Origin of the sequence: Serratia sp. 2C06, from assembly GCF_050037615.1 — a bacterium.
Classification (GTDB): Bacteria; Pseudomonadota; Gammaproteobacteria; order Enterobacterales; family Enterobacteriaceae; genus Serratia; species Serratia ureilytica.
The window spans coordinates 2,967,477-2,991,141 of sequence record NZ_CP188299.1 but is presented as its reverse complement, the minus strand read 5'-3'; the positions used below and the strand labels follow the sequence as shown (position 1 = coordinate 2,991,141).

Genomic DNA, 23,665 nt, shown 5'->3' with positions numbered 1-23,665 from the left:
CCGCATCTGCCTGCCACTCAATAACAAAAGGGTAATACCATGACAACCCAAGGCAAATTCAAGAAGCAGCTTACGCTCACCGATCTGACGTTCATCGGTCTGGGCGCCATATTCGGCTCAGGCTGGCTGTTCGCCGCCAGCCATGTCTCCTCCATCGCCGGCCCCGCCGGCATCTATTCCTGGCTGATCGGCGGCCTGGCGGTGCTGCTGCTGGGCATCGTCTACTGCGAGCTGGGCGCCGCCCTGCCGCGCGCCGGCGGCATCATTCGCTATCCGGTGTTCTCGCACGGCGAATTGATGGGCTATCTGCTGGGGTTTATCACGCTGATCGCCTTCTCCAGTCTGATCGCTATCGAGGTCGTCGCCGCCCGTCAGTACGCCGCCGCCTGGTTCCCGCTCCTCAGCCAGCCGGGTTCCGGCGATCCGACAGCGCTCGGCTGGCTGGTGCAGTTGGCGCTGCTGTGCTTTTTCTTCGCGCTCAACTACTACAGCGTCAAAACCTTCGCCAAATCCAATAATCTCATCAGCGTGCTGAAGTTTCTGGTGCCGCTGTTGGTGATCGTGGTGCTGTTCAGCTTTTTCAAACCGGAAAACCTGCACAGCCAGGGCTTTGCCCCCTTCGGCTCCGCCGGGGTTGAAGCCGCCATTTCCGCCGGCGGCATCATCTTCGCCTACCTCGGCCTGACGCCGATCATTTCGGTCGCCAGCGAGGTGCAAAAACCGCAGCGCACCATTCCCATCGCGCTGATCCTGTCGGTAGTGCTGTCCACCATCATCTATGTGCTGCTGCAGATAGCGTTTCTCGGCAGTATCCCCAGCGAGATGCTGAGCGGCGGCTGGGCAGGCATCAGCCAACAGTTTTCCCTGCCTTTCCGCGATATCGCCATCACGCTCGGCATGGGATGGCTGGCGTTTCTGGTGGTCAGCGACGCGATCGTTTCGCCCAGCGGCACCGGCAACATCTACATGAACGCTACGCCTCGCGTGATCTACGGGTGGGCGCGCGCTGGCACCTTCTTCAAACTGTTCACCCGGGTGGATGGTAAATCCGGTATCCCGCGCCCGGCGTTGTGGCTCACCTTCGCCCTCTCGGTCTTCTGGACGCTGCCGTTCCCATCGTGGGAAAAGCTGATCGGCGTGGTGTCCGCCGCGCTGGTGCTGAGTTACGCCATCGCCCCGGTCACCGCCGCCGGGCTGCGGCGCAATGCGCCCGATATGCCGCGTCCGTTCCGGGTGCGCGGTTTCTGCGTGCTCGGCCCGCTGTCATTTATCATTTCGGCGCTGATCGTCTTCTGGTCCGGCTGGGACACCGTCTCCTGGCTGCTCGGCTTGCAGATACTGATGTTCTTCATCTACATCCTGTTCAAGAATCAGGTGCCGACCCACGCCGTTAGCCTCAGGCAGCAAATTTGGTCCTCGCTGTGGCTAATCGTCTTCTATGCGCTGACGATCGCGCTTTCCTACCTCAGTAGTTTCGGCGGCATCGGCGCTATTGCTCATCCGTGGGACACCCTCACCATGGCGGTGATTGCGCTGGCGATTTACTACTGGGGCGCCTATACCTGTTTACCCCAGGCCAATTTTATCGGCGATGAAGAAGAATGACCCAGGGAGGACATCGAAATGACAACCATGCACGTTTTGTCGCTGGAACACGCTTATCAACTGGCGCTACGCGCACTGCGCTGCAACGGCTTCAATCAGGCGCATGCCGAGACAGTGGCGCAAAATGTCATTCAGGGCGAGCGCGACGGCTGTGCTTCGCACGGGTTGTACCGGCTGTTGGGCTGCGTCCGCTCATTACGGGCGGGCAAAGTCTCTGCCGATGCGAAACCCAGGCTCTTCGACCAGGCGCCGGCCATCTTGCGCGCCGATGCCGGCGGCGCCTTTTCCCTGCTCGCCTACCGCACCGCTCTGCCGGCCTTTATCGATAAGGTGCGCGCCAACGGCATCGCCGCCCTGGCGATCAACCGCTGCGTGCATTTCTCCGCGCTGTGGGCCGACATCGAACCGCTGACCGAACAGGGTTTAGTGGCCTTAGCCTGCACGCCCAGCCACGCCTGGGTGACGCCGGCCGGCGGCTCACGCCCGCTATTCGGCACCAACCCCATCGCCTTCGGCTGGCCGCGCCCGGCTCGGCCGCCGTTTTTGTTCGACATGGCCACCAGCGCGGCGGCGCGCGGCGAAATCGAATTGCATCGCCGCGCCGGCACCCCGCTGCCGGAAGGCTGGGGCATTGATAAGGCAGGCAACCCCTCCACCGACGCCGCCAGCGTGTTGGAGGGCGCGATGCTGACTTTCGGCGGCCATAAAGGCTCGGCGCTGGCGGCCATGGTTGAATTGTTGGCTGGGCCGCTGATCGGCGACATGACCAGTAAAGAGTCGCTGGCCTATGACGACGGCACCGGTTCATCGCCCTACGGCGGTGAACTGATCATCGCGTTGGATCCCGAGCGTTTTCTCGGCGCGGATAAGGAGCGGTATTTCGCCAGCGCGGAGGCGATGTTTGCCGACATGCAAGCGCAAGGCGCACGCATTCCCGGCGAGCGGCGCTATCGGCAACGACGCCACAGCGAACAATACGGCGTGGAAATCCCCAGGACGCTGTATAACGAGATAGCGGCGCTGTGCGATTAGCGCCGAATTGATGCCCCCGCGCCGCCAATCCGGCGCGGGGCGAAGTTTAGCCTGCCTGAGCCAAGTCGCTGTGCAGGCGCTTGCGCCATACGGGTTTGCTGTCCCATTGGGCGAAATGTTTCGCCTCTTTACCAGGTTGCACTTTGTGCCACATGCCCTCTTGCCACCGGATCGGTTCCTTTCCGCGCAACGTTGGGCGGGTCTGTTTAATCGTTCGTTGCAAGACGCTCGCTTCTTCCGCAGTAATGTTCGGTGCCTGTCTGGCGGCGTCCAGCGCGCGGCTTCCCAGCGGCGCCATCACCTGATACAACACTTTGACCTGCTGCAGCGTCGCTTGCTGATTCGTGCTCATGCCTTTGCCGGACCAGTCGTCGAAATTTTCACCGGGATCGTCACCCTGCGCGCGATATTCGTTACCCGGCCCCTCGACGATATTCCAGCCTTGCCAGGTCACCAGGGTATGTAACCCATCGCGATCCTGCAGATTTTCATTCTTGATCTGTTTGAGCACCTCGGCGCGGTTAGGCACACCGATCAGATTCATAAACTCGTCGAGCGCGTTCCAGTGCTCGCCAGCCACCAGACCATTCCAGACATTACGTAAACAGTTCCAGGGGATGGTGTGATGCCAGGTCAGCGTGACAAGCGGTTTGGTTGGCGTATGTTGCCAATGGCTCGGTTCACTGCCTCGATCGCCTCTGATGATCCCATCGACTTCTAATGGCATGGCTGCCCCTCTTCTGGCTGAAATAAAGAATATGCGCAAGGCCGCTGGCCCGGTCGGCATAAAAAACGTCAGCTAAAATCGTAGCAGCTCAGGCTGAGATGGCAATAAAGCAGCCTGCGTTCTGCGGCCGACCGGCGACCGCAGAACGCGCATGAAAACGGCGGGCTTAAAGGAGGATTATCGAACCACCATCACCGATATATTGGCATGGCGAACGATGGCGGCGGCGTTGGAGCCCAACAGATAAGTTTTCACGCTCGGGCGACGCGAACCGATGATGATCAGATCGGCGTCGATCTCTTCCGCCAGTTCCAGCGCCTGATCGCGCGCAGAGCCAAAGCTGACGGTGTAATTGAGGCGATCTAACGGCAGATCGATTTCCGACATGATTTTCTTCAGCTTCTCCACCGCCTTCACTTCCGCCTGATTCTCAAACTCCTTGAGACCGAACGAATAGGCAGTAACAAAAGCCGAGGCATCCGGCAGCGCATGGAAAAAATGCACTTTAGCGCCGGACATCTTCGCCAAATATTCCACATGCTTCAGCGCATGCTCGGTCAACAGATCCTCTTCAATATCTATCGGCACTAAAATAGTCTTGTACATATCACATCCTTTCTATGTAAACCGGGTGCCTACAGAGTACTGCCGCGCACGGGCGCGGTGAACCGCTTTATCACGCTTTTGTGATCGGAGGTAAATACTGATAAGGACAATGCTTAATTTAACAAAATATAAACATCGCGCCGCTAACTGATAGGCGATTAATTATTTATTTCTCGCAATTAAATCAGCTGTAAATAAACGGCTTTGGCGGTGGCTGCGGTCTTATTGGCGACCGAAAGTTTTTTAATCGAGTTACCGATATGGAAATTGATCGTACGTTCACTCACCCCCATCAGCAGCGCGATCTCTTCCGCCGTTTTGCCTTCGCTGCACCAGCGCAAGATATCTTTCTCGCGCAGCGTCAGCACATCTTTTATCGCTTCGTCGTTCACCGATATCAACGCTTCACGCAGCGTTTTGTGGGCGGTTTGCGCCAGCCAAAGGAAAAAGAGTTCATTCACCGCGCCGGCCTGCGGCGTTTGCTGCGGCAGCGTCTTGCCGGCAAAAGTCAGGATCCCCAGGCGGCCATAGCAATCCTTGACCGATTGCGACCACCCGGTGTGCAGACCAAACTGCGACATGCGCTGCCAAAGCGCCGGCCGCTCGTGATAAAAACTTTCGTCCCACTGGAATTGCAGCGTGGAATGGTGGGCTCGCTCGATGACAGGATCCTGCAAATACGCCCGCTGCCGCCGATAATCCTCGAGATAGCGCGCCGGAAACGTTCCTTCAACCCGCATTTTTGGCCGGCTCGCCGGATAACAGGAAAAAACGATGTAGGAGAAATAATCAAAACCCAGCGCCTCGACGCAGCGCCCCAGTTGGGTCAGAAAACGTTCGCGATCGGTCAAACTGCCAATCACCTCCGCCATGAGCCGTTGAGTGCGGGTATCCATAACGCAGGTTCTCCAAATAGCGATGTCGATTTATCGATAGGTCAGACTCACTATAGGATATCGCCGCCCGGCGCCAATAGCCGTTTCATATAATAAAAAATACGAACGCTATAACGAAAAAAGCTATTCCCCGGTTTATTTCCCTCAGAATAAGCCTTTTTATTGGGCTGAGCCGCAAAACTACGCGAATAGCATAACCCCGTCTGCAGGTAAACCTGTCATTTCTACCGTTAGACAGTCAAGACACCGCCAATTACTTTCCTCACAGGCACCCGGTGCCGCCGTAAATCCAAAGAGATAATAAGCATTTGCGAATTTCGCATGGCATACAGTGACGGGGATTTTCTATGGCAGAAAGTAATGCGGCAATTCAATCGGCTGCGATTATCGGCGCGGGAACGATGGGCAGAGGCATCGCTTATCTTTTGGCGCAAAAAAGCATTCGTACGGTGCTTTATAATCGCAACGGCAATACCCTCAATCAAGCTCGCGACGCTATCGTGCAAGACCTGAACAAAAAGGTGGAACAGGGCAAGCTCGCGCTGCAGGACAAAGACGCGGTGCTGGCTAATCTGACGTTCTCCACGGAATTTGGGGCCATCGCCGACAGCGATCTGGTGATCGAAACCATCGCAGAGCATGAGCAAGCCAAACTCGAAGTGCTGGCGGCCATCGCCGCGACGGTCAAGCCCGACACGCTGATCGCCACCAATACCTCCTCACTGTCGCTTAATAAGCTGGCGACGGCGGTGACGCACAGCGAACGCTTTATCGGTTTGCACTTTTTCAACCCCGCGCCGCTGATGAAGCTGATTGAAATCATTCCGGCCTATTTTACCGCACAGGTCACCACCGAACGTTGCCGTCAACTGGTGGCGGCGTTGGGGAAACGCGATGTCGTCTGCCAGGCCACGCCGGGATTTATCGTCAACCGTATGGCCCGCCCCTACTATCTGGAAGGGTTCCGCCTGTTGGAAGAACACGTGGCGCGTGCGCCGCAGATCGACCGCGCCCTCAAAGCCGGCGGACACTTTCGCATGGGGCCGCTCGAGCTGACCGATTTTATCGGTCAGGACATCAACTATCAGGTCAGCCGGCAAATTTGGCAGGACATGCAGTACGATCCGCGCTATACCCCGGGCCATCTGCAGCGCTCGCTGGTCGATGCCGGTCTGTTGGGCAAAAAGAACGGCCGCTCCTATTTTTCCGCCGAAGAATCTCCCCCGCCGCTTGCGGCCGCCGTCGATGCGGAGGTCGAGGCGCTACGCATTTACGGTGAACATCCTCTCTTTACCCTGCTACAGCAGCGGGCCGCCCTGCAATGGCCGCGGCTGCGCGTGGAACAACGGCCGACATTACCGGGCTTGGGCGCCGCCATTCAGGTCAATGACGCTTTCACCGTCAGCGTTACCGATGGCCGCACGGCAAACCAGCTTGCCGAACAGACCGCGGCGGACGCCTTTGTCGTCGATGTCGCCCTGAACTACGGCGATACGGCGTACCTGGTGGCGGCGCATAGCCGCCACGCCTCTGCGGCCAATAAGGCGCTGTTTTTACGCCTGCTGCACACCGCGATCCCGCAGGTGGAATTTATCAAGGATTCCCCGGCCCTGATCGTCGCCCGCGTGCTCAGCAGCCTGATCAACGAGTCGGTGATCATGGTGGAAAGCGGCGTCTGCAGCCGGGAAGACATTGATGTCGCCGCCGTCGCCGGCGTGAACTACGCCGACGGTATTTTCGGCTGGCTCACTCACCTCGGGGAGGAAAATGTCAGGACGACGCTGAGCAACCTGGCGCAATTGCTGCACGCGGCGCGCTATGCGCCGCATTACACCCTTCTGCACGCCGCCCAACCGGCGCTGACCACCACGCCTTAAGGATCCATGATGAGCATTAAAGATGACGGTGTTTATCTGATCGACGGCACGCGCACGGCGATCGGCGCCTATGGCGGCAGCCTGGCGCATACCCGCCCCGATGATATGGCGGCGACGATTATTCGCAGCCTGCTTCAGCGCCATCCGGCGGCGCAGCAGGATCTGGATGAAGTGGTGCTGGGCTGCGCCAACCAGTCCGGCGAAGACAACCGCAACGTCGCCCGCATGGCGACGCTGCTTTCCGGGTTGGATCAGTCGGTGCCGGCCATCACCCTCAACCGCCTTTGCGCCTCCGGGTTGGATGCGGTGATCTACGCCGCGGCGAAAATCCGCAGCGGCCTCAGCGAACTGATTCTGGCCGGCGGCGTGGAAAGCATGAGCCGCGCGCCCTATGTGCTGAGCAAGGGCGAAACGCCGTTCGACAAGGGAGTAAAACTGTACGACACCACGCTGGGATGGCGCTTTGTCAACCCGCGCCTGGCGGAACGCTACGGCAGCGATCCGCTGGGCATCACGGCGGAAAACGTGGCCCAACAGCAGAGTATCTCGCGAGAGGAACAGGATCTGTTCGCGTTGGGCTCGCAGCAAAAAGCCCGCTGGGCGATCGACAGCGGTCGATTGGCGCGGGAAATCACGCCCGTGGATGTGCCGGCGGATCGTAAAACCACCCGCATATTCGCACAGGACGAATTCCCCCGGCTCAGCACGCTGCAGCAGTTGCAGGCGCTGAAACCGGCCTTCGCCGCCGGCGGTTCGGTCACCGCCGGCAACGCTTCCGGCATCAATGACGGCGCCGCCGCGCTGCTGCTGGCCTCCGGACGCTACGTGAAACGCCAGGGCTGGCAACCGCTGGCGGAGATCGGCGACAGCGCGGCCGCCGGCGTCGCGCCGGCGCTGATGGGGCTGGGGCCGATCGCCTCCACCGAGCGCTTACTGCAGCGCGGCGGGTTCACCTTGAACGACTTCGACATCATCGAGATTAACGAAGCCTTCGCCGCGCAGGTTCTGGCGGCGCTGAAACACTGGCGCATCGACGCCGGCGACGCGCGCGTCAACCCAAACGGCGGCGCCATCGCGCTCGGCCATCCGCTGGGAATGTCCGGCGCGCGCCTGGTGCTGTCGGCGGCGCTGGAATTACGCGATCGGCAGGCCAGCAACGCATTGGTCACAATGTGCGTCGGCGTCGGTCAGGGCCTGTCATTAAACCTTAAAGCCGTTTAACACAAGGAACATGCTATGAGCGTACTGAACATTCTTGAAGAAAAGTTGGCGGAAACCAAAAAGCAGGGGCGTTTTCGCGAGTTCCTCAACCTTGAACGCGGCGTACAGGACAAACCCTGGGCCACCAGCCACGGGCAACAAGGCGAGCGCCGTCTCAACGTCTGGTGCTCAAACGACTATCTGGCCATGAGCCACCACCCCAAAGTGCTGCTGGCCACCACCGACGCGGTTAACCGAGTCGGGTTAGGCACCTGCGGCGCCCGCAGCATTTCCGGCACCTCGGTCTATCACACTGAACTGGAAACGCTGCTGGCCAGCGCCTACGGCAAAGAGTCGGCGCTGCTGTTCACCACCGGCTTCGGCGCCAACGACGCCACCTTGTCCACCCTGTGCGACGCCATTCCCGATCTGATCGTGTTCTCTGACGAACTGAATCACGCCTCGATGATTTACGGGATTCGCTACAGCAAGGCGGAGAAAAAAATCTTCCGCCATAACGACGTGGCGCACCTCGCCGAGCTGCTGCAGGCCGCCGATCCGGCGCGGCCAAAGCTGATCGCCTTTGAGTCGCTGTATTCCATGGACGGTGACTTTGCTCCTCTGGCGCAGATTGTGGCGCTGGCAGAACAGTATCAGGCGCTGACCTATCTCGACGAAATTCATTCGGCCGGCGTGTATGGCGAACGGGGGCTGGGCTATGCCGAACAGCTGGGCCTGTTGGATAAAATCACCATTATCCAGGGCGGGTTCGGCAAGTCTTACGGTGCGGCGGGCGGCTATATCGCCGCGCCCCGTTCGGTGGTGGAAGCCGTGCGCAGCTGGGCGCCGGCATTCGTCTTCAGCACCTCGTCGCCGGCGCCGGTGGTGGCCGCCGCGTTGGCCAGCTTTAAATACAACCTCGAGCACGACACCCAACGCAAGCACCTGCTGGCGATCGTCGAGCACCTGAAGACCGGTCTGCGCGCCGCCGGCATCCCGCTGGTGTCGGCCGACAGCCATATCCTGCCGCTGCGGGTCGGCGATCCCCATCGCAACAAACACATCAGCCAGGTGCTGCTCGATGAGCATGATATCTACGTACAGCCGGTCAATGCACCAACGGTGCCCGCGGGCAGCGAGCGGCTGCGGGTGACGCCGACCTCGGCGCATTCCCATGCCGACGTGGAGACCTTCCTGGCGGCGCTGGGACGGGTCTGGGCAGCGAACGATCTGCGGAGGGCGGGATGAAGTTAGCGGATTATAACGGCCATCTGGTCACGCTGTGTCTGATGGCGACCGGGACCTTCGCCATCGGCACCGACGCCTTTATCGTCGCCGGCGTGCTCAGCGACATTTCCGCGACATTTGCCGTCAGCCCCGCGCAAGCGGGGCAGTTGATATCGATATTCGCGCTGGCTTATATGCTGTTCGCCCCCCTCACCGCCTGGCTGCTCGGCAACGTCAACCGCAAGCATATCCTGCAGTTGGCGCTGGTGCTGTTCATCGCCGGCAACCTAGCCTGCGCCTGGGCCACCAGCTACCTGCAGATCTCGTTTGGCAGAGTGCTGGCGGCATTGGGGGCGGCCTGTTACACGCCACAGGCCGCCGCCGCTGCGGTGGGGCTGGTGGCGGAAAAGCGTCGCGGCCTGGCCATTTCCATCGTCTATGGCGGTATGACGTTGGCTATTGCGCTCGGCATTCCGTTTGGTACCTTTCTCGCCAAACTGATCGGCTGGCGCGACATCTTTCTGTTCATCGCCCTGCTGGGGGCGGTGGCGCTGCTCGGCCTGTCGCTGGCGCTGCGCGCCATTGCGGCGCCGGGCAAACATTCGTTGAAAGAACGGCTCGCCCCGCTGCGGCAAAAGGCGGTGCTGACCACGCTGCTGATCACCTTTTTCGCCGTGTGCTCGGAGCACATTGTTTACAGCTACGTCAGCGTGCTGTTGAAAGACACCCAGTTCGGCCCGGAAGCCATTCTGCCTTTGGCGCTGCTGGTGTTCGGCATTGGCGCGGTGATCGGCAATTTTGCCTCCGGCGCGCTGACCGACGCCCTAGGCAGCAAATTCGTGCTGCTGTTTTCGGTGGCGATCCAGACGCTGTCCCTGTTCCTGCTGGCCTTTTACGTCACCTCGCCGTGGTGGGTGTTGGCCATCTTTCTTATCTGGGGCATTACCGGCTGGATGTATCTGGTGCCAATCCAACATCACCTGTTGTCGCTGTCGAAGCGTTTTGGCGCGCTGACCGTGTCGCTCAACAGCTCGGTGCTGTACGCCGGCATCGCGGCGGGCGGCATGCTGGGCGGCCTGACGCTCTACGCGTTGCCGGCCCACTATTTGCCGCTGTTCTCGCTGCCGCTCGGCGCCATCGCCCTGCTGCTGACGCTGATCTTTTTCCGCGGGGAGGCCAGCGATGAGTGAATCACCGCCGGTGCTTTACGAACGTTATGGCGCGCAGGTTGCGGTCATCACCCTCAATCGGCCGGAGAAAAAGAACGCCATCAACCTGCAGATGGCCAAGTTGATCCGCAGTTACCTGCGGCAGGCGGATAATGACGATACGATACGCGCGATCGTCCTGGCCGGTCAGCCGGCGGTATTTTCCGCCGGCATGGATGTCACCGCGTTCCGACAGGGCGAACTGCCCATCGTCACGCCGGAGGGATTCGGGGGACTGATCCATGCGCAGATCGCCAAGGTGATCATCGCCGCCGTTGACGGCATCGCTTACGGGGGCGGCTTTGAGCTCGCCCTGGCTTGTGATCTGATCGTCGCCGGCCAGAACGCGCGCTTCAGCTTCCCCGAAACCGGGCTCGGCTTGGTCGCCGCGCAAGGCGGATGCGCGCGCTTGCCGGCGCGAGTTTCTCCCTATGTCGCCCTTGACTGGCTGCTGACCGGCAGAACCGTCGGTGCGCGGGAGGCCCTGTCACACGGCGCCATTTCCCGCATCAGCGAGGGCTCGGCTCGGGAAGAAGCGCTGCGCATCGCCGAGCAGATCGCCGGGAAGGATCTCGCCGCCAGCCTGGCCGTGAAGGCCATCGTGCGCCAGGGGCTGACGCAGCGCGAGGCGCCATCGTTCGATTTTCAGCAGGCGCCGGTCGAACGCCTGCGTCAGGCGGCCGCTCGTCGTTAACCCCCTTATTGCTTGCCGGCTTGCCTGAGCCGGCATTTCCCGCTGCGTCTCCCCACCACAGCTCATTTTACGCAGCCCGCCTCTCGGCGCTGGGCTACACTGCCGGTAGCCCTCATGCGCTGATAAGGAAAAATAATGCGCCACTTGCCTCTGCTGACCCCCAGACTGATCTTGCGTCCGTTCACCGCCGACGATCTGCCCCACTTTACCGCCTACCGCAACCATCCTGACGTGGCGCGCTATCAAAGCTGGAGCGACTACAGCGCCGCGCAGGCGCAGGCCTTTTTCGCACAGCAACAGCGGCTCGCGTTCAACCGTGATGACACCTGGTTTCAACTGGCGGTCGAGCGCCGCGAGGACGGCGCGTTGCTGGGCGATGTCGCGGTGCATTTTTTCGATGAAGGGCGTCAGGCTGAACTGGGCGTGACCTTCGATCCGGTTCATCAGCGGCAAGGACAGGCGCGCGAGGCGCTAAGCGCCGTCATCGCCCTGCTGTTCGGGCCGCTGGCGAAACACCGCATTACCGCCGTGGTAGACGCGCGTAATCTTCGCGCCGCCGCGTTGTTCAGCAAGCTGGGCTTTCGCCGTGAGGCCTGTTGGCGGCAAAACGTGTTTTTCAAAGGCGCATGGGGTGATGAATTCGGTTTCGCCCTGCTGCATAACGAATGGCGAGAGCATGAACAACATGACGCTGTTGAATAAATACCTCGGGCAATACCAGTTCTCTGAGCGGCATACGATCGTCATCACCGCGCCGCAATCGCGGGTGTTGGACGCCGTGGCCGCTTACGATCCCAAGCGCGATCGTTTTTTCCGCAGCATGATAGCGCTGCGCGAATTGCCCGCGCGGCTGATGCCACGCGATAAGCCCCGTCCTCCGCCGTTTGGCCTGCATAACTTTTGCCTGCTTGAGCAGGATGAAACCGCGTTGGTCTATGGCCTGATCGGCCGGTTTTGGCAGGCCGAATACGGTTTGGTGAAGGTCGCTGACGGGGCGGACTTTCAGGCCTTCGCTCAGCCCGGCGTCGCCAAACTGGCGCTGGGGTATGCCGCGAGCCCGCTGGAGGGTGGGCGCTGCCGCCTGGTAACGGAAACGCGCATCTTCTGCCCTGACAGCGCCAGCCGGCGGCGGTTTACCCCCTACTGGTATGCGATTCGCCTGGTGAGTGGGTTGATAAGACGCCGCATGCTGCGCGCCATTAAAACCGCCAGCGAAAAGCAGACGGCGAATCATTCACCAGATTGATTAATTTAAGAGCATTCTTAGAGAATGAAAATCATTATCAGCCTATTTTTTAATCACAACAAGATAGTGTTGAGAAGCCATTGACCCCGCCCCCTGCGGGGATTTTTTCGCCTATTTATCGCCTGTTTCAGGGAACGCCTGCATAAACAGGAAGGTGCAAGGCTTGCGCTGATACTGATTGATCTGCGGCACCAGCCGGGTGAAATGCTCGGTCTGGCAATGCACTTCGAGCGCCGCGCGATCCGGCCAGCTTTCGATAAAAATAAAGTGCCCGGGATCCTGCTGGTCGATGCACAGTTCATAACTGATGCACAGCGGCTCCTGCCGGGTTTTCTCCACCAGCTCGCGATACCACGGCATAACGGTGTCAATGTGTTCCGGGTGAATGAAATCTTCAGCAATGACCTTCAGCATGTTGCGCTCCTGCGTTCTGTTGTGCCGTGCTTCACCTTATCGCCCTCCCTCGCGAGATGAAAGCGCCACTCTCCAGTGTCTGTCATCGGGTTCCCAATTCGGTGATAGCGCACACAGATCTCGATCAAAGCGCTTGAACGCCTCCTGGCCCTGTGTGAACTTTCAATTAACAAAAAGGCAACACACCATTCACCATGGTGATATCTGTACCGATATGCCGACGCAATACGCGGCGTTTTTTCCGCCCCTAAAGGCCTGACCATTAGTCCTTTAGACCTTTAAGGCTCACGCAGAAAAGCCATGTCATCGCCGCATGATGGGCCACGGCGCCAGGACGATCCTTATGACCGACGTTTATCATTCTCAGAAGAGAGGTTACCGCCAGTGAATCACGCCACCTATGCCGCTCCAGCGCTCAACGCCGCCATCCGCAAAACCTGGCGCAGACTGGTGCCATTGATGTTCGCCATGTACTTCATTGCGTTTATCGACAGGGTCAACGTCGGCTTTGCCAAAGACGCGATGGCCATCGATATCGCGCTGTCGCAATCCGCCTTTGCGCTGGGCGCGGGGATATTCTTTGCCGCCTATGCGCTGTTCGGCATTCCGGCCAACCTGTTGATGAATCGCTGGGGCGCCAAACGCTGGCTCAGCGCCACCACCGCGCTGTGGGGGGCATTGTCGGCCTGTACCGGGCTGGTGGCCAACGAGCAGCAATTTATTGTCCTGCGCTTTCTGCTGGGGATCGCCGAGGCTGGCTTTTACCCCGGCATCCTGCTGCTGGCGTCGATCTACTTTCCCAATAAGGTGCGCGCCTCGGTCATTGGCATTTTCGTGCTTGGCGTACCGGCGGCCCTGACGCTCGGCTCACCGCTGTCGGGGGCATTGCTGGAGATGCACGGCGTGTTGGGCAAGCCCGGCTGGTTCTGGATGTTCGTGCTGGAAGGGTTGCCGGCCGTCGTCCTCGGCGTCTTCGCCTTTTTCTATCTCGACGATAGCCCAGGGCAGGCCCGCTTTCTGACCGAGGAAGAACGTAATGCGCTGGTCACACAGCTGGCCGCTGAACAGCAGCGTACCGAAACCAACAGCGTTAAAGCGGCGATGAGAAGCGGCAAAGTTTGGCATCTGGCGTTGATCTACGGCACCCTGCAAATCGGCGTATACGGCCTGATGTTTTTTCTGCCGTCGCAGATCGCCTCGCTGATGGGCACCCATCTCGGCTTCAAGGCCTCGTTGGTGGCCGCCATTCCCTGGGCATGCTCCGCGCTTGGCGTCTATTTCCTGCCGCGCTATGCCGACAGAAAAACCGCCAGAAGATTGCCGATCGCCGTTGGCTGCATGGTCGCGGCAGCGCTGGGGTTGGTCGTCTCTTCCTATGCCGGCCCGTTGCTCGCTATCGTCGCCCTGAGCTGTTGCGCAGTCAGTTTTCTGGCGGTACAACCCATTTTCTGGACGTTTCCCGCTCAGCTGCTCACCGGTCCGGCGCTAGCGGCCGGCATCGGTTTTTGCACCACGCTCGGCGCCGCATTCAGCTTTTTAGCCCCGCTGATCCGCACTGAGGCGGAACAGCGTTTTCACAGCCCGCATGCCGGGCCGCTGGTGCTGGCCGCCTTTTCGCTGCTGTGCGCCGTGCTGTTAGGGGCGCTCAGACATCGGCATGCTGAGGCACGCAAGCAAGACGCAGAGATAACCGGATAGCGACGCGTTATTTAGCCATTATTGAACCTGCGGATGGGACACTGACAGTCAGCCCTCTCGCCCACAGGTGTTAAATGGATGAATTGACGCACATTATCGCCAAATACAGCCCGGAACCGGAGATGTTGCTGCTGCTGATTTTCCTGTTCGCGCTGGGAAAATCCGTGATCGTGGTGTCCTCCGTCCTGCCGCCTGCCTCGGTGACGCTGCTGATGGGCATCCTTGCGGGCAAACATGCGCTGCCGATCGGCGCGGTTTGGGCGGCCATCGCCCTTGGCGCGGCGTTGGGCTCAATCCTGTCTTTCCACTGCGGCGCACTGCTCTGCCGTCGCGATCTTGGCCGCCGGCTGCCGGCACGCTTTCACGCCCCACTGCGCAAAGCGCAACGTTCCTTGCAAAAGCGCGGGCTGCCGCTGCTGTTCGCCTCGCGTTTTCTGGCGGTGATGCGTTACACCGTGCCGCTGATGGCCGGCATGCTGCAACTGCCGGCGAGGCACGTCTATGCCACCGCCGCACTCTCAGCCGCCGTTTGGGCACTGCTCTTGATGTCGGCCGCGCATGTGTTCCCCGTTTCTTGACCTGAAAGATTCTTGGGCAAATGCCCCATCCCTGCGCCGACGTTGCGCCAGCGCACAGCCTCCCTTGCCGTATAAAGTACGGTGCAACATCGCAGTTTGCGCCAGATCACCTTTCTGAACATCAGTCGAAAAATGCGAATTTTTTTGCAGAATACGCGCTTAAAACGGCGCCATGAGGGCACAATCAAAGAAATGTCTGAGCGTAACACGCTGATTTGGTTGGCGGGCCGTACAGGGGGCGAACCTCTGTCTCGTTGATTAGGCGTCAACGGCTCATCCGCCTGAGCTAACGGCCCAACGAGATAAATCGCCCTTCTTGTCAGCCTCGCTGTCGAACGCTTACACCCATTACTTTTTCTCATGCGAATTTTACAACCCTTTGTTTAATCAACGAGATAAGCCGCATAAGGTCTGTTAATCCCACCGTTTGAAGAGTAATCTTCCGCTCCCTGAACGTCCGATTTGCCTCCTCTCGTGTAAAGATTGATCGACTTTTATCCCGCGTATAAATGTTGTAAACATGTTGCACAAAGGTGGCGTTATTGCACTACCTTACTAAAGCCGGACCAACCGGATAAATGTATAAAAAAGAGCCACTTCAGAGCTCACGACTTCACTAATGACAGGTAAAACAGGACATCATCAGATGGTAGATCACTCTAAAATAGCGACTGACGCGACGCCCGCCTCAGAAGATCATCTACGGCGAAACCTCACTAACCGACATATTCAACTGATCGCCATCGGCGGCGCCATCGGCACCGGTCTGTTTATGGGCTCCGGTAAAACCATCAGCCTGGCAGGCCCTTCGATCATCTTCGTGTACATGATCATCGGCTTTATGCTGTTCTTCGTGATGCGCGCCATGGGCGAGTTGCTGCTGTCCAACCTGGAATACAAATCGTTCAGCGATTTCGCCGCGGATCTGCTCGGCCCGTGGGCCGGCTTCTTCACCGGCTGGACCTACTGGTTCTGCTGGGTGGTCACCGGCATCGCCGACGTCGTGGCGATCACCGCCTACGCCCAGTTCTGGTTCCCTGAACTGTCGCAGTGGATCGCTTCGCTGCTGTGCGTGCTGTTGCTGCTCGGCCTTAATCTGGCGACGGTGAAGATGTTCGGCGAAATGGAGTTTTGGTTTGCGATGATCAAAATCGTCGCCATCGTCGGGCTGATCGTCGCCGGGTTGGTGATGATCGCCATGCAGTTCCAGTCGCCGACCGGTACCGTAGCCTCGTTCACCCATCTGTGGAATGACGGCGGCATGTTCCCGAAAGGCATCAGCGGTTTCTTCGCCGGCTTCCAGATCGCGGTATTCGCCTTCGTCGGCATTGAACTGGTGGGCACCACCGCGGCGGAAACCAAGGATCCGGAGAAGTCACTGCCACGCGCCATCAACTCGATTCCGATCCGCATCATCATGTTCTACGTGTTCGCCCTGATCGTCATCATGTCGGTGACGCCGTGGAGCTCCGTAGTGCCGGACAAGAGCCCGTTCGTTGAATTGTTCGTGCTGATTGGCCTGCCGGCCGCGGCCAGCGTGATCAACTTCGTGGTACTGACCTCCGCCGCCTCCTCCGCCAACAGTGGGGTGTTCTCCACCAGCCGCATGCTGTTCGGGCTGGCGCAGGAAGGCGACGCGCCGAAATCGTTCGCCAACCTGTCCAAGCGCGCGGTGCCGGCCAACGGCCTCACCTTCTCCTGCATCTGCCTGCTGGGCGGCGTGGTGCTGATTTACCTGATCCCGAACGTGATGACGGTCTTCACCCTGGTGACCACCGTGTCGGCGATTCTGTTCATGTTCGTCTGGACCATCATCCTGTGTTCGTATCTGGTCTACCGCAAACGGCGCCCGGCGCTGCACCAGAAATCGATCTACAAAATGCCGGCCGGCAAACTGATGTGCTGGGTGTGCATGGCGTTCTTCGTGTTCGTGTTGGTGCTGTTGTCGCTGCGCGAAGACACCCGCCAGGCGCTGATCGTTACCCCGCTGTGGTTCATCCTGCTCGGCCTGTCTTACGTGTTCCTGCGCAAGAAGAAAACCGCGTGATGCAAAAAGGGGCGGATATCTCCGCCCCTTTGCTCTTTCTTGCCTCTGCGCTAATCCGCTTCCGTCGCCACCGCCGCTTTCCCCTTGCGCCGTACGCGCATCTCGCTGACCACCACCCCGATCACAATCAACGCGCCCCCCAACAACGCGACGCCCGGCAAACGCTCACCGGCGAGCCGCCCGACGATGCCCGCCCAGACCGGTTCGCCGGCGTAGATCACCGTAGCGCGCGTGGGTGAAACGCTGCGCTGCGCCCAGTTCATGGTCAGCTGAATCAACGCGCTGGCCAGCCCCAGCCCAATGGCGCTGTACAGCAGGTAATCCGAATACGGCGGCGGCGATTCGCCGGTCGGCGCCATCATCAAAAATGAGGCCAGCGAGGCGGTCGCCAGCTGCACAATGGTCACCCGGCGGATATTCACCTTGCCGGCGAAGGCGCCGATCAGAATGATCTCTGCCGCCATGCCCAGCGTGCCGGCCAGCGTCAGAATTTCGCCGAGGCTCAGCGACATGTCCGTGCTGCTCGGCGCCGCCAGCAGCATCAGGCCGGTAAAGGCCAGCAGAATACTGATCCACGACATGATGCCGGGGAACCGCCCCAGCACCAGCCATTGCAATAGCGGCACGATCGGCACGTACATGGCGGTGATGAACGCCGATTGGCTGCTGGTAATCGTCTGCAGACCGACGGTTTGCATGCTGTAGCCGAACATGATCGCCAGCCCGATAAGTACGCCCGCCTTCAGTTCATACAGGGTCAGGCCGCGCAGCACGCGCAGCGAAAACAGCGTCAACGCCAGCGTGGCGGTGGCGAAACGCAGACCGACGAAAAAGAACGGCCCGCTGACTTGCATCGCGTGATGCACGGCCAAAAAGGTGCCGCCCCAGATCATGGTGATGAAAATCAACACCGCTTCCGGCAACCTGATTTGCGGAACCACGGCGGAAATAAAGGATTTTTTTGCTGCTGACACCGGCTTGCCCTTCCTGCTGAGTGCAATATAATGCACAGATCCTGCCAGTATGAGATAAAGTCCGGCGATGAGCAATACGGCGCATAACGCGAAAACCGATCCCCCCAAAGTGCTGCAGTACCTGAGCAGCAATCTGCGCGGCTACCGCCAACAGGCGGGCCTGAGCCAGATGGCGCTGGCCGAACTTTCCGGCGTCAGCCGCCGCATGCTGGCGGGCATCGAGGCCGGCGATCGCAACGTCAGTCTGGCGGTGCTCGACAAGATCGCCGCCGCCCTGGCGATTTCGTTCACCGATCTGATTCAGGCGCCAGAGGCTCGCGGCAGCCATCTGGTAGGCGAGTTGGCCTGGCAAGGCGCACAGCCGGGCAGCCAGGCGCTGTTTGCCGCCAGCGTACCGGCGCGCCAACGGGCCGAGCTGTGGGAATGGACGCTGATGCCGGGCGAGCGCTACGACTCGGCGCCGGACGCCGAAGGCTGGAGCGAAATCATCTACGTGATTGCCGGCACCCTGACGCTGGAACTGGAACAAGGCACGCTGACGCTCAGCGCCGGCGCCACGCAAACCTTCAACAGCGATCAGCGCTACGCTTACGCCAACCACGGCGATCTCCCGCTGCGCTTTATCCGCAACGTCGCCTTCTGACTGCCCGCCGGCCCGCGCCGGCGGCGGATGTCGTGTCGCTGTCGTGCCGCTGTCGTGGCGCCGCTACCCCGCGCCTCCTACACTGGATGACAGTGACAGCGAACTCGGGAGTGCACCATGCAAAAGTACCGCATCAGGCCGTTACGTCTGGAGAAAGGCTGGTCGCAGGAGCAGTTGGCGACCATCGCCGGCCTCAGCACCCGCACCGTACAGCGGATTGAAAACGGCGAACAGGCCAGCCTGGAAACCTTGACCGCGATCGCCGCCGCGCTGGGCGTGCAGGTCCGCGATCTCAACGCGCCGCCGCAGACACCGCAGGAGGAGACGCCTGAGGCGCAGCGCCTTCGTCGCCAGGTCGCGGCAGAAGGCAAACTGCTGAGCATGGCGGTGCGTTTCGCCGTGATTGGCGTGATGTTGTTCGCCATCAATTGGTTTACCCACCCGCACTATCTCTGGTCGCTGTGGGCGATCGGCGGCATGAGCCTCGCGCTGGTCATGCGGGCGGTGCGCACTCTGCTGCTGCGCAACGTCTTCAGCCGCTGGCAGGAACAGCGGCTGGCGCAAAAACTCAGGCGTCTGCCGTGAGCGTTAGCCACTCGGCCAGCCGGGCCAACGCGCTGCCCGGCACGATAGGCTGCGGCGACAACAGGTAATAGCCGCTGCCGTCGGGCGTAAAACCGAACGGCGCGCTCAACAAGCCGGCGGCCAGATCGTCTCGCACCTGCAGCCATGGGCCGATTGCGATGCCAAGGCCGGCTACCGCGGCCTGCAGACTGAAATAGAAATGGTCAAAGCGCTGTTCCGGATGCCCCGCCAATGTCACCCCCTGCTGATGCGCCCAGTGCCGCCAGGCATCCGGCCGGGTCGCGGCATGCAGCAGTTTGGCGCCCGGCCGCAATAGCCGCCGTCCGTCCACAGAGGCCGTCAGCCTCGTCAGCGCCTCGGGTTGGCACACCGGCCCGACCTTTTCATTGAACAGCGCCAGGCTATGCGCCTGCTTTCCCCAATCGAAGTCATTGCGCCGGATCGCCGCCGTGATGCCGTCATGGAACGAAAACGGCCCGCCGCCCGCCACCAGCTGTAAGTTGATGTCCGGGTGCGCCCGCTGAAAAGCCGGCAAACGCGGGATCAGCCAACGCATCAATAAGGTCGGTTCACAGGACAAGATCAGCGGCGCATTGAGCGCCTGCTGGCGCAGCTCCAGCGCGGTATGGTCCAGAATGCCGAAGGCCTGCTGTGTCGCCTGAAACAGCTTGCGGCCCGCCGCCGTGAGCAGTACTCGCCTATGGCGGCGCTCAAACAACGCCACGCCCAATTCCTCTTCCAGCGCCCGCACCGCCCGGCTGATGGCGCCATGCGTCAAATTCAGCCCCTGCGCCGCCTGGGTGAAACTTTCCAGCCGCGCGGCGGCCTCGAAGCAGCGCAGCCCGCCCAGCGGCAATGGCCTGGCTCTATTGCGTGAGTTTTTCTCACCGATATCGTCACTATTCATCGTTTGTCACCGAGAAAAATTACTCTTATAAATCAGTCACTCTATTGATAAAAATCGCAAGGATAACTATGACTGAACTCATCGCTGTCGTCACCATTACTTTACTCGCTGTAATCAGCCCCGGACCGGATTTCGCCATGGTATCGCGCAACAGCCTGCTGCTCTCCCGCCGCGCCGGCATCTTCACCGCCTGCGGCATTGGCGCCGGCGTACTGATCCATGTCAGCTATACGCTGATTGGCGTCGGCGTGTTGATCCAACAGTCGCCCTGGTTGTTTAACCTGCTCAAAGGCATCGGCGCCGCCTACCTGATCTACCTCGGCTTTACGCTGCTGCGCAACGCAACCCATCACGACGCCGCGCCCACCACGACGCCGGCCGCCATCAGCGATCTCGCCGCCCTGAAAACCGGCTTTCTCACCAACGCGTTAAACCCGAAAACCACCATCTTCATCGTCAGTCTGTTCATGCAGGTGGTCTCTCCCCACACCGCGCTCGGCGTACAGATCGGCTATGGCCTCTTTATCGCCGCCGTCCATGTATTCTGGTTCGCCGCCGTCGCGCTGCTGTTTTCCGCGCCGGGCGTCAATGCGCGCTTTTTGCGTTTGCGCCGCGGCATCGATCGCACCTTTGGCGGGCTGCTGATTGTCTTTGGCGCCCTGTTGGCGATCGCCGGCATCAGGTAACGCCACGACGCCAAGTTCGTCATTCGCTTCTATGCTTATCAGGGGTTTTTGTTAATCATCTGAGCGGGAGTACGAAACATGACGAAACTGTTGGTGCTTTATTACTCAATGTACGGCCACATCGAACGCCTGGCGCAGGCGGTGGCCGAAGGGGCGAATCGGGTCGATAACGTGGACGTAACGGTCAAACGCGTGCCGGAAACCATGACGCCGGAAGCCTTCGCCAAGGCCGGGGGCAAACAACACCAGCAGGCGCCGGTCGCCACCCCGCAAGAGCTGGCGGACTATGATGGCATTATCTTCGGTACGCCAACCCGCTTCGGCAACATGGCCGGACAGATGCGCACCTTCCTCGATCAGACCGGCGGCCTGTGGGCTTCCGGCGCGCTGTACGGCAAGGTGGGCAGCGTCTTCTCCTCCACCGGCACCGGCGGCGGCCAGGAGCAAACCATCAGTTCGACCTGGACCACGCTGGCGCACCACGGCTTCATCATCGTGCCGATCGGCTATGCGACGCCGGAGCTGTTTGACGTTTCGCAGGTGCGCGGCGGCACCCCGTATGGCGCCACCACCATCGCCGGTGCCGACGGTTCGCGGCAGCCGAGCAACGAAGAGCTGACCATTGCCCGTTATCAGGGCGAACACGTGGCCAAAATCACCGCCAAGCTGAAAAGTTAAGCACCCTCCAGCCCCCGTGATCCAAAGGGCCGCGCATTCGCACGGCCCCATCTTGTTGCCAACCCGCCGCAAGGTTAGAATGCCCCTCCCCCGGCCATTCAGCGTCTGAAGGCCAGGCCCGAATTCGTTCTGCCCGTCGCTCATCCGCTTTCAGCCCGAGGACGGGCGTTCTGTTTTTTGCGCACAGCGAAGGGAATAAGTCAGTGTCTAAAGATTTTGATGAACTAATAAGAGACATGGATCTTATTATTGAAAATGTAGACAGCTTCAAGGCTCTGGCTCCGCGCGCGCCCGAGCCGGCTCCGGCCCCGCCGCCGCCGGTTCATCACTACGATTCGTTCTGCGAGAACATCGCGCTGAAAGTGGTATTGAAGGTGCTGCTGTCTTCGGTGGACAAGATAGTCAAAGTGCAGATCGCCAACAAGGTCGAGCAAGAGATCGCCCAGATCGAACAACAGGTGGTGCGCGCCGGCGGCGGCCCGGTGTCGCCGGACGATCTGGCGCAAATGACGCACTATGTGCGCCGCACGGTCAACGACCTGCTGGAATAACCCCCTTTGAAACGGCGTCTGTTGGACGCCGTTTTCATTTCTGCCGTATTTCACGTACGGCTTGGCTGTACCATGACTGACACATTCACAACATGAATATGTTGCATTGTTGTATTCGTTTCACTGCGATAAGTTTAATTCACTGTAAATATATACAGTATTTTTTAACTTATTGAGGATATGAATATGCGCTTTAACAACAAGATGTTGGCCCTGGCCGCCCTGCTGTTCGCCGCTCAGGCGTCGGCCGACACGCTCGAATCCATCGACAACTGCGCGGTCGGCTGCCCGACCGGCGGCAGCAGCAACGTGTCTATCGTGCGTCATGCTTATACGTTGAACAACAACAGCACCACCAAGTTCGCCAACTGGGTGGCCTATCACATCACCAAAGACACGCCGGCCAGCGGCAAGACGCGCAACTGGAAAACCGATCCGGCGCTCAACCCGGCGGACACTCTGGCGCCCGCCGATTACACCGGTGCCAACGCGGCGCTGAAGGTCGATCGCGGTCATCAGGCGCCGCTGGCCTCGTTGGCCGGCGTTTCCGACTGGGAATCGCTGAACTACCTGTCCAACATCACGCCGCAAAAGTCCGACCTGAACCAGGGCGCCTGGGCGCGGCTGGAAGATCAGGAGCGCAAGCTGATCGATCGCGCAGACATCTCTTCGGTCTATACCGTGACCGGGCCGCTGTATGAACGCGATATGGGCAAACTGCCGGGCACCCAGAAAGCGCACACTATCCCCAGCGCCTACTGGAAGGTGATTTTCATCAACAACAGCCCGGCGGTGAACCACTATGCCGCTTTCCTGTTCGATCAAAACACGCCGAAGGGCGCCGATTTTTGCCAATTCCGCGTGACGGTGGACGAGATCGAGAAACGCACCGGCCTGATCATCTGGGCTGGTCTGCCGGACGACGTACAGGCTTCGCTGAAGAACAAGCCCGGCGTTCTGCCGGAGTTGATGGGCTGCAAAAACTGACGGAAAAACCCGCTTCGGCGGGTTTATTTTACTCTGGCATCAGACGGCGCTCACTCTGCCAACGGCATCACGCTTACACTCGCTCATCTGCCGCAACAATAAATTGGTGAAAACGTTCGATTTCCAATTTACGCATGGCGTTCATTTTATGCTGGCTGACGGTTTTCTCGGAAATGCCCAACGCCTTAGCGACGCCGGTATTCGGTTTTCCCGCCAGCAGCATGGCCAACACCGAAAGCTCGCGCGGCGACAGGCTCTGCCCTTTGCAGCTCGCGGTGAACATTTTTATTGCCTCAACGAACGTCGTAAGACCGATGTTTTTTTTCAGACAGTTAAAATTCGCCAGTCGCGGCGTTTCCACGCCGGTTAAGACGATCGTATTGTCAGGCCTGTCGACAATATGCGATAAGAAATTCATAACCCGACAGATAGACGAGAAAGAGACGATGACCATTTCTGCATGACAATACATGGCATGTAATCCACGGCGTGCAGATGAATGCAGACCCATAACTTCAACGCCCTCCAACGACATTAAGATCTGCGATATGCCATAGAATAAATAGTAATCATCAGAAAATATAGCCACTCGCACAGGA

At 59.8% G+C, this 23,665-nt stretch carries 25 protein-coding genes and 1 tRNA gene; 18 read left to right on the top strand and 8 right to left on the bottom strand.

The window, feature by feature from the left end; genetic code table 11:
* Positions 1 to 39 precede the first annotated feature (39 nt).
* Together ACP3TA_RS14685 and ACP3TA_RS14680 are read left to right on the top strand one after the other, a co-directional pair.
* Entirely contained in the window at positions 40 to 1,605 is a 1,566-nt protein-coding gene (locus ACP3TA_RS14685; RefSeq protein ID WP_047571999.1) for an APC family permease, read from the top strand.
* Positions 1,606 to 1,623: 18 nt separating this feature from the next.
* A complete protein-coding gene (locus tag ACP3TA_RS14680; RefSeq protein ID WP_089194522.1) occupies positions 1,624 to 2,637 on the top strand; it encodes an Ldh family oxidoreductase in 1,014 nt (337 codons plus the stop codon).
* Positions 2,638 to 2,683: 46 nt separating this feature from the next.
* On the opposite strand, the gene ACP3TA_RS14675 is transcribed toward ACP3TA_RS14680, so the two are convergent.
* The 3 genes from ACP3TA_RS14675 to ACP3TA_RS14665 all read right to left on the bottom strand — a co-directional run bounded on the left by ACP3TA_RS14675 (position 2,684) and on the right by ACP3TA_RS14665 (position 4,866).
* On the bottom strand, positions 2,684 to 3,364 hold the full coding sequence (locus ACP3TA_RS14675; RefSeq protein WP_047572003.1) for a hypothetical protein: 681 nt from the start codon (positions 3,362 to 3,364) through the stop codon (positions 2,684 to 2,686).
* 177 nt (positions 3,365 to 3,541) lie between these two features.
* The gene (locus ACP3TA_RS14670; RefSeq protein ID WP_033642623.1) at positions 3,542 to 3,970 is read right to left on the bottom strand and encodes a universal stress protein; all 429 of its coding nucleotides are present in this window, start codon (positions 3,968 to 3,970) and stop codon (positions 3,542 to 3,544) included.
* Positions 3,971 to 4,149: 179 nt separating this feature from the next.
* Positions 4,150 to 4,866, bottom strand: a complete 717-nt coding sequence (locus tag ACP3TA_RS14665; protein ID WP_033642622.1) for an autoinducer binding domain-containing protein — start codon at positions 4,864 to 4,866, stop codon at positions 4,150 to 4,152.
* 347 nt (positions 4,867 to 5,213) lie between these two features.
* Here ACP3TA_RS14665 and ACP3TA_RS14660 point away from each other — a divergent pair, with 347 nt between their 5' ends.
* The 7 genes from ACP3TA_RS14660 to ACP3TA_RS14630 all read left to right on the top strand — a co-directional run bounded on the left by ACP3TA_RS14660 (position 5,214) and on the right by ACP3TA_RS14630 (position 12,318).
* A complete protein-coding gene (locus ACP3TA_RS14660; RefSeq protein WP_089194521.1) occupies positions 5,214 to 6,743 on the top strand; it encodes a 3-hydroxyacyl-CoA dehydrogenase NAD-binding domain-containing protein in 1,530 nt (509 codons plus the stop codon).
* A gap of 9 nt (positions 6,744 to 6,752) precedes the next feature.
* Positions 6,753 to 7,964: an acetyl-CoA C-acyltransferase gene (locus ACP3TA_RS14655; protein WP_206196407.1), complete on the top strand. Its 1,212-nt coding sequence runs from the start codon at positions 6,753 to 6,755 to the stop codon at positions 7,962 to 7,964.
* Between the two features lie 15 nt (positions 7,965 to 7,979).
* The gene (gene hemA / locus ACP3TA_RS14650; RefSeq protein WP_198810725.1) at positions 7,980 to 9,191 is read left to right on the top strand and encodes a 5-aminolevulinate synthase; all 1,212 of its coding nucleotides are present in this window, start codon (positions 7,980 to 7,982) and stop codon (positions 9,189 to 9,191) included.
* Positions 9,188 to 10,360, top strand: a complete 1,173-nt coding sequence (locus ACP3TA_RS14645) for an MFS transporter (RefSeq protein ID WP_198810727.1) — start codon at positions 9,188 to 9,190, stop codon at positions 10,358 to 10,360. Before hemA ends, ACP3TA_RS14645 begins: the two co-directional genes overlap by 4 nt.
* Positions 10,353 to 11,072: an enoyl-CoA hydratase-related protein gene (locus ACP3TA_RS14640; RefSeq protein WP_046686800.1), complete on the top strand. Its 720-nt coding sequence runs from the start codon at positions 10,353 to 10,355 to the stop codon at positions 11,070 to 11,072. Before ACP3TA_RS14645 ends, ACP3TA_RS14640 begins: the two co-directional genes overlap by 8 nt.
* A gap of 135 nt (positions 11,073 to 11,207) precedes the next feature.
* Complete coding sequence (locus ACP3TA_RS14635) at positions 11,208 to 11,774, top strand: GNAT family N-acetyltransferase (RefSeq protein WP_149543058.1); 567 nt, start codon at positions 11,208 to 11,210, stop codon at positions 11,772 to 11,774.
* The gene (locus ACP3TA_RS14630) at positions 11,749 to 12,318 is read left to right on the top strand and encodes a hypothetical protein (RefSeq protein WP_226772991.1); all 570 of its coding nucleotides are present in this window, start codon (positions 11,749 to 11,751) and stop codon (positions 12,316 to 12,318) included. The genes ACP3TA_RS14635 and ACP3TA_RS14630 overlap by 26 nt, the downstream gene beginning before the upstream one ends.
* Positions 12,319 to 12,429: 111 nt before the next feature.
* On the opposite strand, the gene ACP3TA_RS14625 is transcribed toward ACP3TA_RS14630, so the two are convergent.
* Positions 12,430 to 12,732 (bottom strand): putative quinol monooxygenase, encoded by a 303-nt coding sequence (locus ACP3TA_RS14625; RefSeq protein WP_033633403.1) that lies wholly within the window; start codon positions 12,730 to 12,732, stop codon positions 12,430 to 12,432.
* A gap of 384 nt (positions 12,733 to 13,116) precedes the next feature.
* Between ACP3TA_RS14625 and ACP3TA_RS14620 the strand changes: the two genes are divergently transcribed.
* Positions 13,117 to 14,430: an MFS transporter gene (locus ACP3TA_RS14620; protein WP_033642615.1), complete on the top strand. Its 1,314-nt coding sequence runs from the start codon at positions 13,117 to 13,119 to the stop codon at positions 14,428 to 14,430.
* 74 nt (positions 14,431 to 14,504) lie between these two features.
* Positions 14,505 to 15,008: a DedA family protein gene (locus tag ACP3TA_RS14615; RefSeq protein WP_033642614.1), complete on the top strand. Its 504-nt coding sequence runs from the start codon at positions 14,505 to 14,507 to the stop codon at positions 15,006 to 15,008.
* 220 nt (positions 15,009 to 15,228) lie between these two features.
* Here the strand turns inward: ACP3TA_RS14615 and ACP3TA_RS14610 are convergent.
* Positions 15,229 to 15,304, bottom strand: a tRNA-Arg gene (locus ACP3TA_RS14610).
* A 350-nt stretch (positions 15,305 to 15,654) separates the two neighbouring features.
* Between ACP3TA_RS14610 and cycA the strand changes: the two genes are divergently transcribed.
* On the top strand, positions 15,655 to 17,055 hold the full coding sequence (gene cycA / locus ACP3TA_RS14605; RefSeq protein WP_033642613.1) for a D-serine/D-alanine/glycine transporter: 1,401 nt from the start codon (positions 15,655 to 15,657) through the stop codon (positions 17,053 to 17,055).
* 50 nt (positions 17,056 to 17,105) lie between these two features.
* Here cycA and ACP3TA_RS14600 read toward each other — a convergent pair whose 3' ends face one another.
* Positions 17,106 to 18,029: a DMT family transporter gene (locus tag ACP3TA_RS14600; protein ID WP_426784335.1), complete on the bottom strand. Its 924-nt coding sequence runs from the start codon at positions 18,027 to 18,029 to the stop codon at positions 17,106 to 17,108.
* A 67-nt stretch (positions 18,030 to 18,096) separates the two neighbouring features.
* On the opposite strand from ACP3TA_RS14600, the gene ACP3TA_RS14595 reads away from it, so the two are divergent.
* Positions 18,097 to 18,672: a helix-turn-helix domain-containing protein gene (locus ACP3TA_RS14595; RefSeq protein ID WP_089196865.1), complete on the top strand. Its 576-nt coding sequence runs from the start codon at positions 18,097 to 18,099 to the stop codon at positions 18,670 to 18,672.
* Between the two features lie 117 nt (positions 18,673 to 18,789).
* Positions 18,790 to 19,257 carry a helix-turn-helix domain-containing protein gene (locus ACP3TA_RS14590; protein WP_129993332.1) on the top strand — a complete coding sequence of 156 codons (468 nt, stop codon included), beginning with the start codon at positions 18,790 to 18,792 and terminating at the stop codon, positions 19,255 to 19,257.
* On the opposite strand, the gene ACP3TA_RS14585 is transcribed toward ACP3TA_RS14590, so the two are convergent.
* Entirely contained in the window at positions 19,241 to 20,164 is a 924-nt protein-coding gene (locus ACP3TA_RS14585) for a LysR family transcriptional regulator (RefSeq protein ID WP_060659696.1), read from the bottom strand. The genes ACP3TA_RS14590 and ACP3TA_RS14585 overlap by 17 nt on opposite strands.
* A 68-nt stretch (positions 20,165 to 20,232) precedes the next feature.
* On the opposite strand from ACP3TA_RS14585, the gene ACP3TA_RS14580 reads away from it, so the two are divergent.
* The 4 genes from ACP3TA_RS14580 (at position 20,233) to ACP3TA_RS14565 (ending at position 23,066) form a co-directional block, all read left to right on the top strand.
* The gene (locus tag ACP3TA_RS14580; protein WP_033642607.1) at positions 20,233 to 20,850 is read left to right on the top strand and encodes a LysE family translocator; all 618 of its coding nucleotides are present in this window, start codon (positions 20,233 to 20,235) and stop codon (positions 20,848 to 20,850) included.
* 78 nt (positions 20,851 to 20,928) lie between these two features.
* Complete coding sequence (gene wrbA, locus ACP3TA_RS14575) at positions 20,929 to 21,528, top strand: NAD(P)H:quinone oxidoreductase (RefSeq protein WP_033650699.1); 600 nt, start codon at positions 20,929 to 20,931, stop codon at positions 21,526 to 21,528.
* 236 nt (positions 21,529 to 21,764) lie between these two features.
* Complete coding sequence (locus ACP3TA_RS14570; protein WP_016928271.1) at positions 21,765 to 22,079, top strand: hypothetical protein; 315 nt, start codon at positions 21,765 to 21,767, stop codon at positions 22,077 to 22,079.
* 186 nt (positions 22,080 to 22,265) lie between these two features.
* Positions 22,266 to 23,066, top strand: a complete 801-nt coding sequence (locus tag ACP3TA_RS14565; protein WP_197845128.1) for a DNA/RNA non-specific endonuclease — start codon at positions 22,266 to 22,268, stop codon at positions 23,064 to 23,066.
* Positions 23,067 to 23,139: 73 nt separating this feature from the next.
* Here ACP3TA_RS14565 and ACP3TA_RS14560 read toward each other — a convergent pair whose 3' ends face one another.
* The gene (locus ACP3TA_RS14560; protein ID WP_206196409.1) at positions 23,140 to 23,577 is read right to left on the bottom strand and encodes a helix-turn-helix transcriptional regulator; all 438 of its coding nucleotides are present in this window, start codon (positions 23,575 to 23,577) and stop codon (positions 23,140 to 23,142) included.
* Positions 23,578 to 23,665 lie beyond the last annotated feature (88 nt).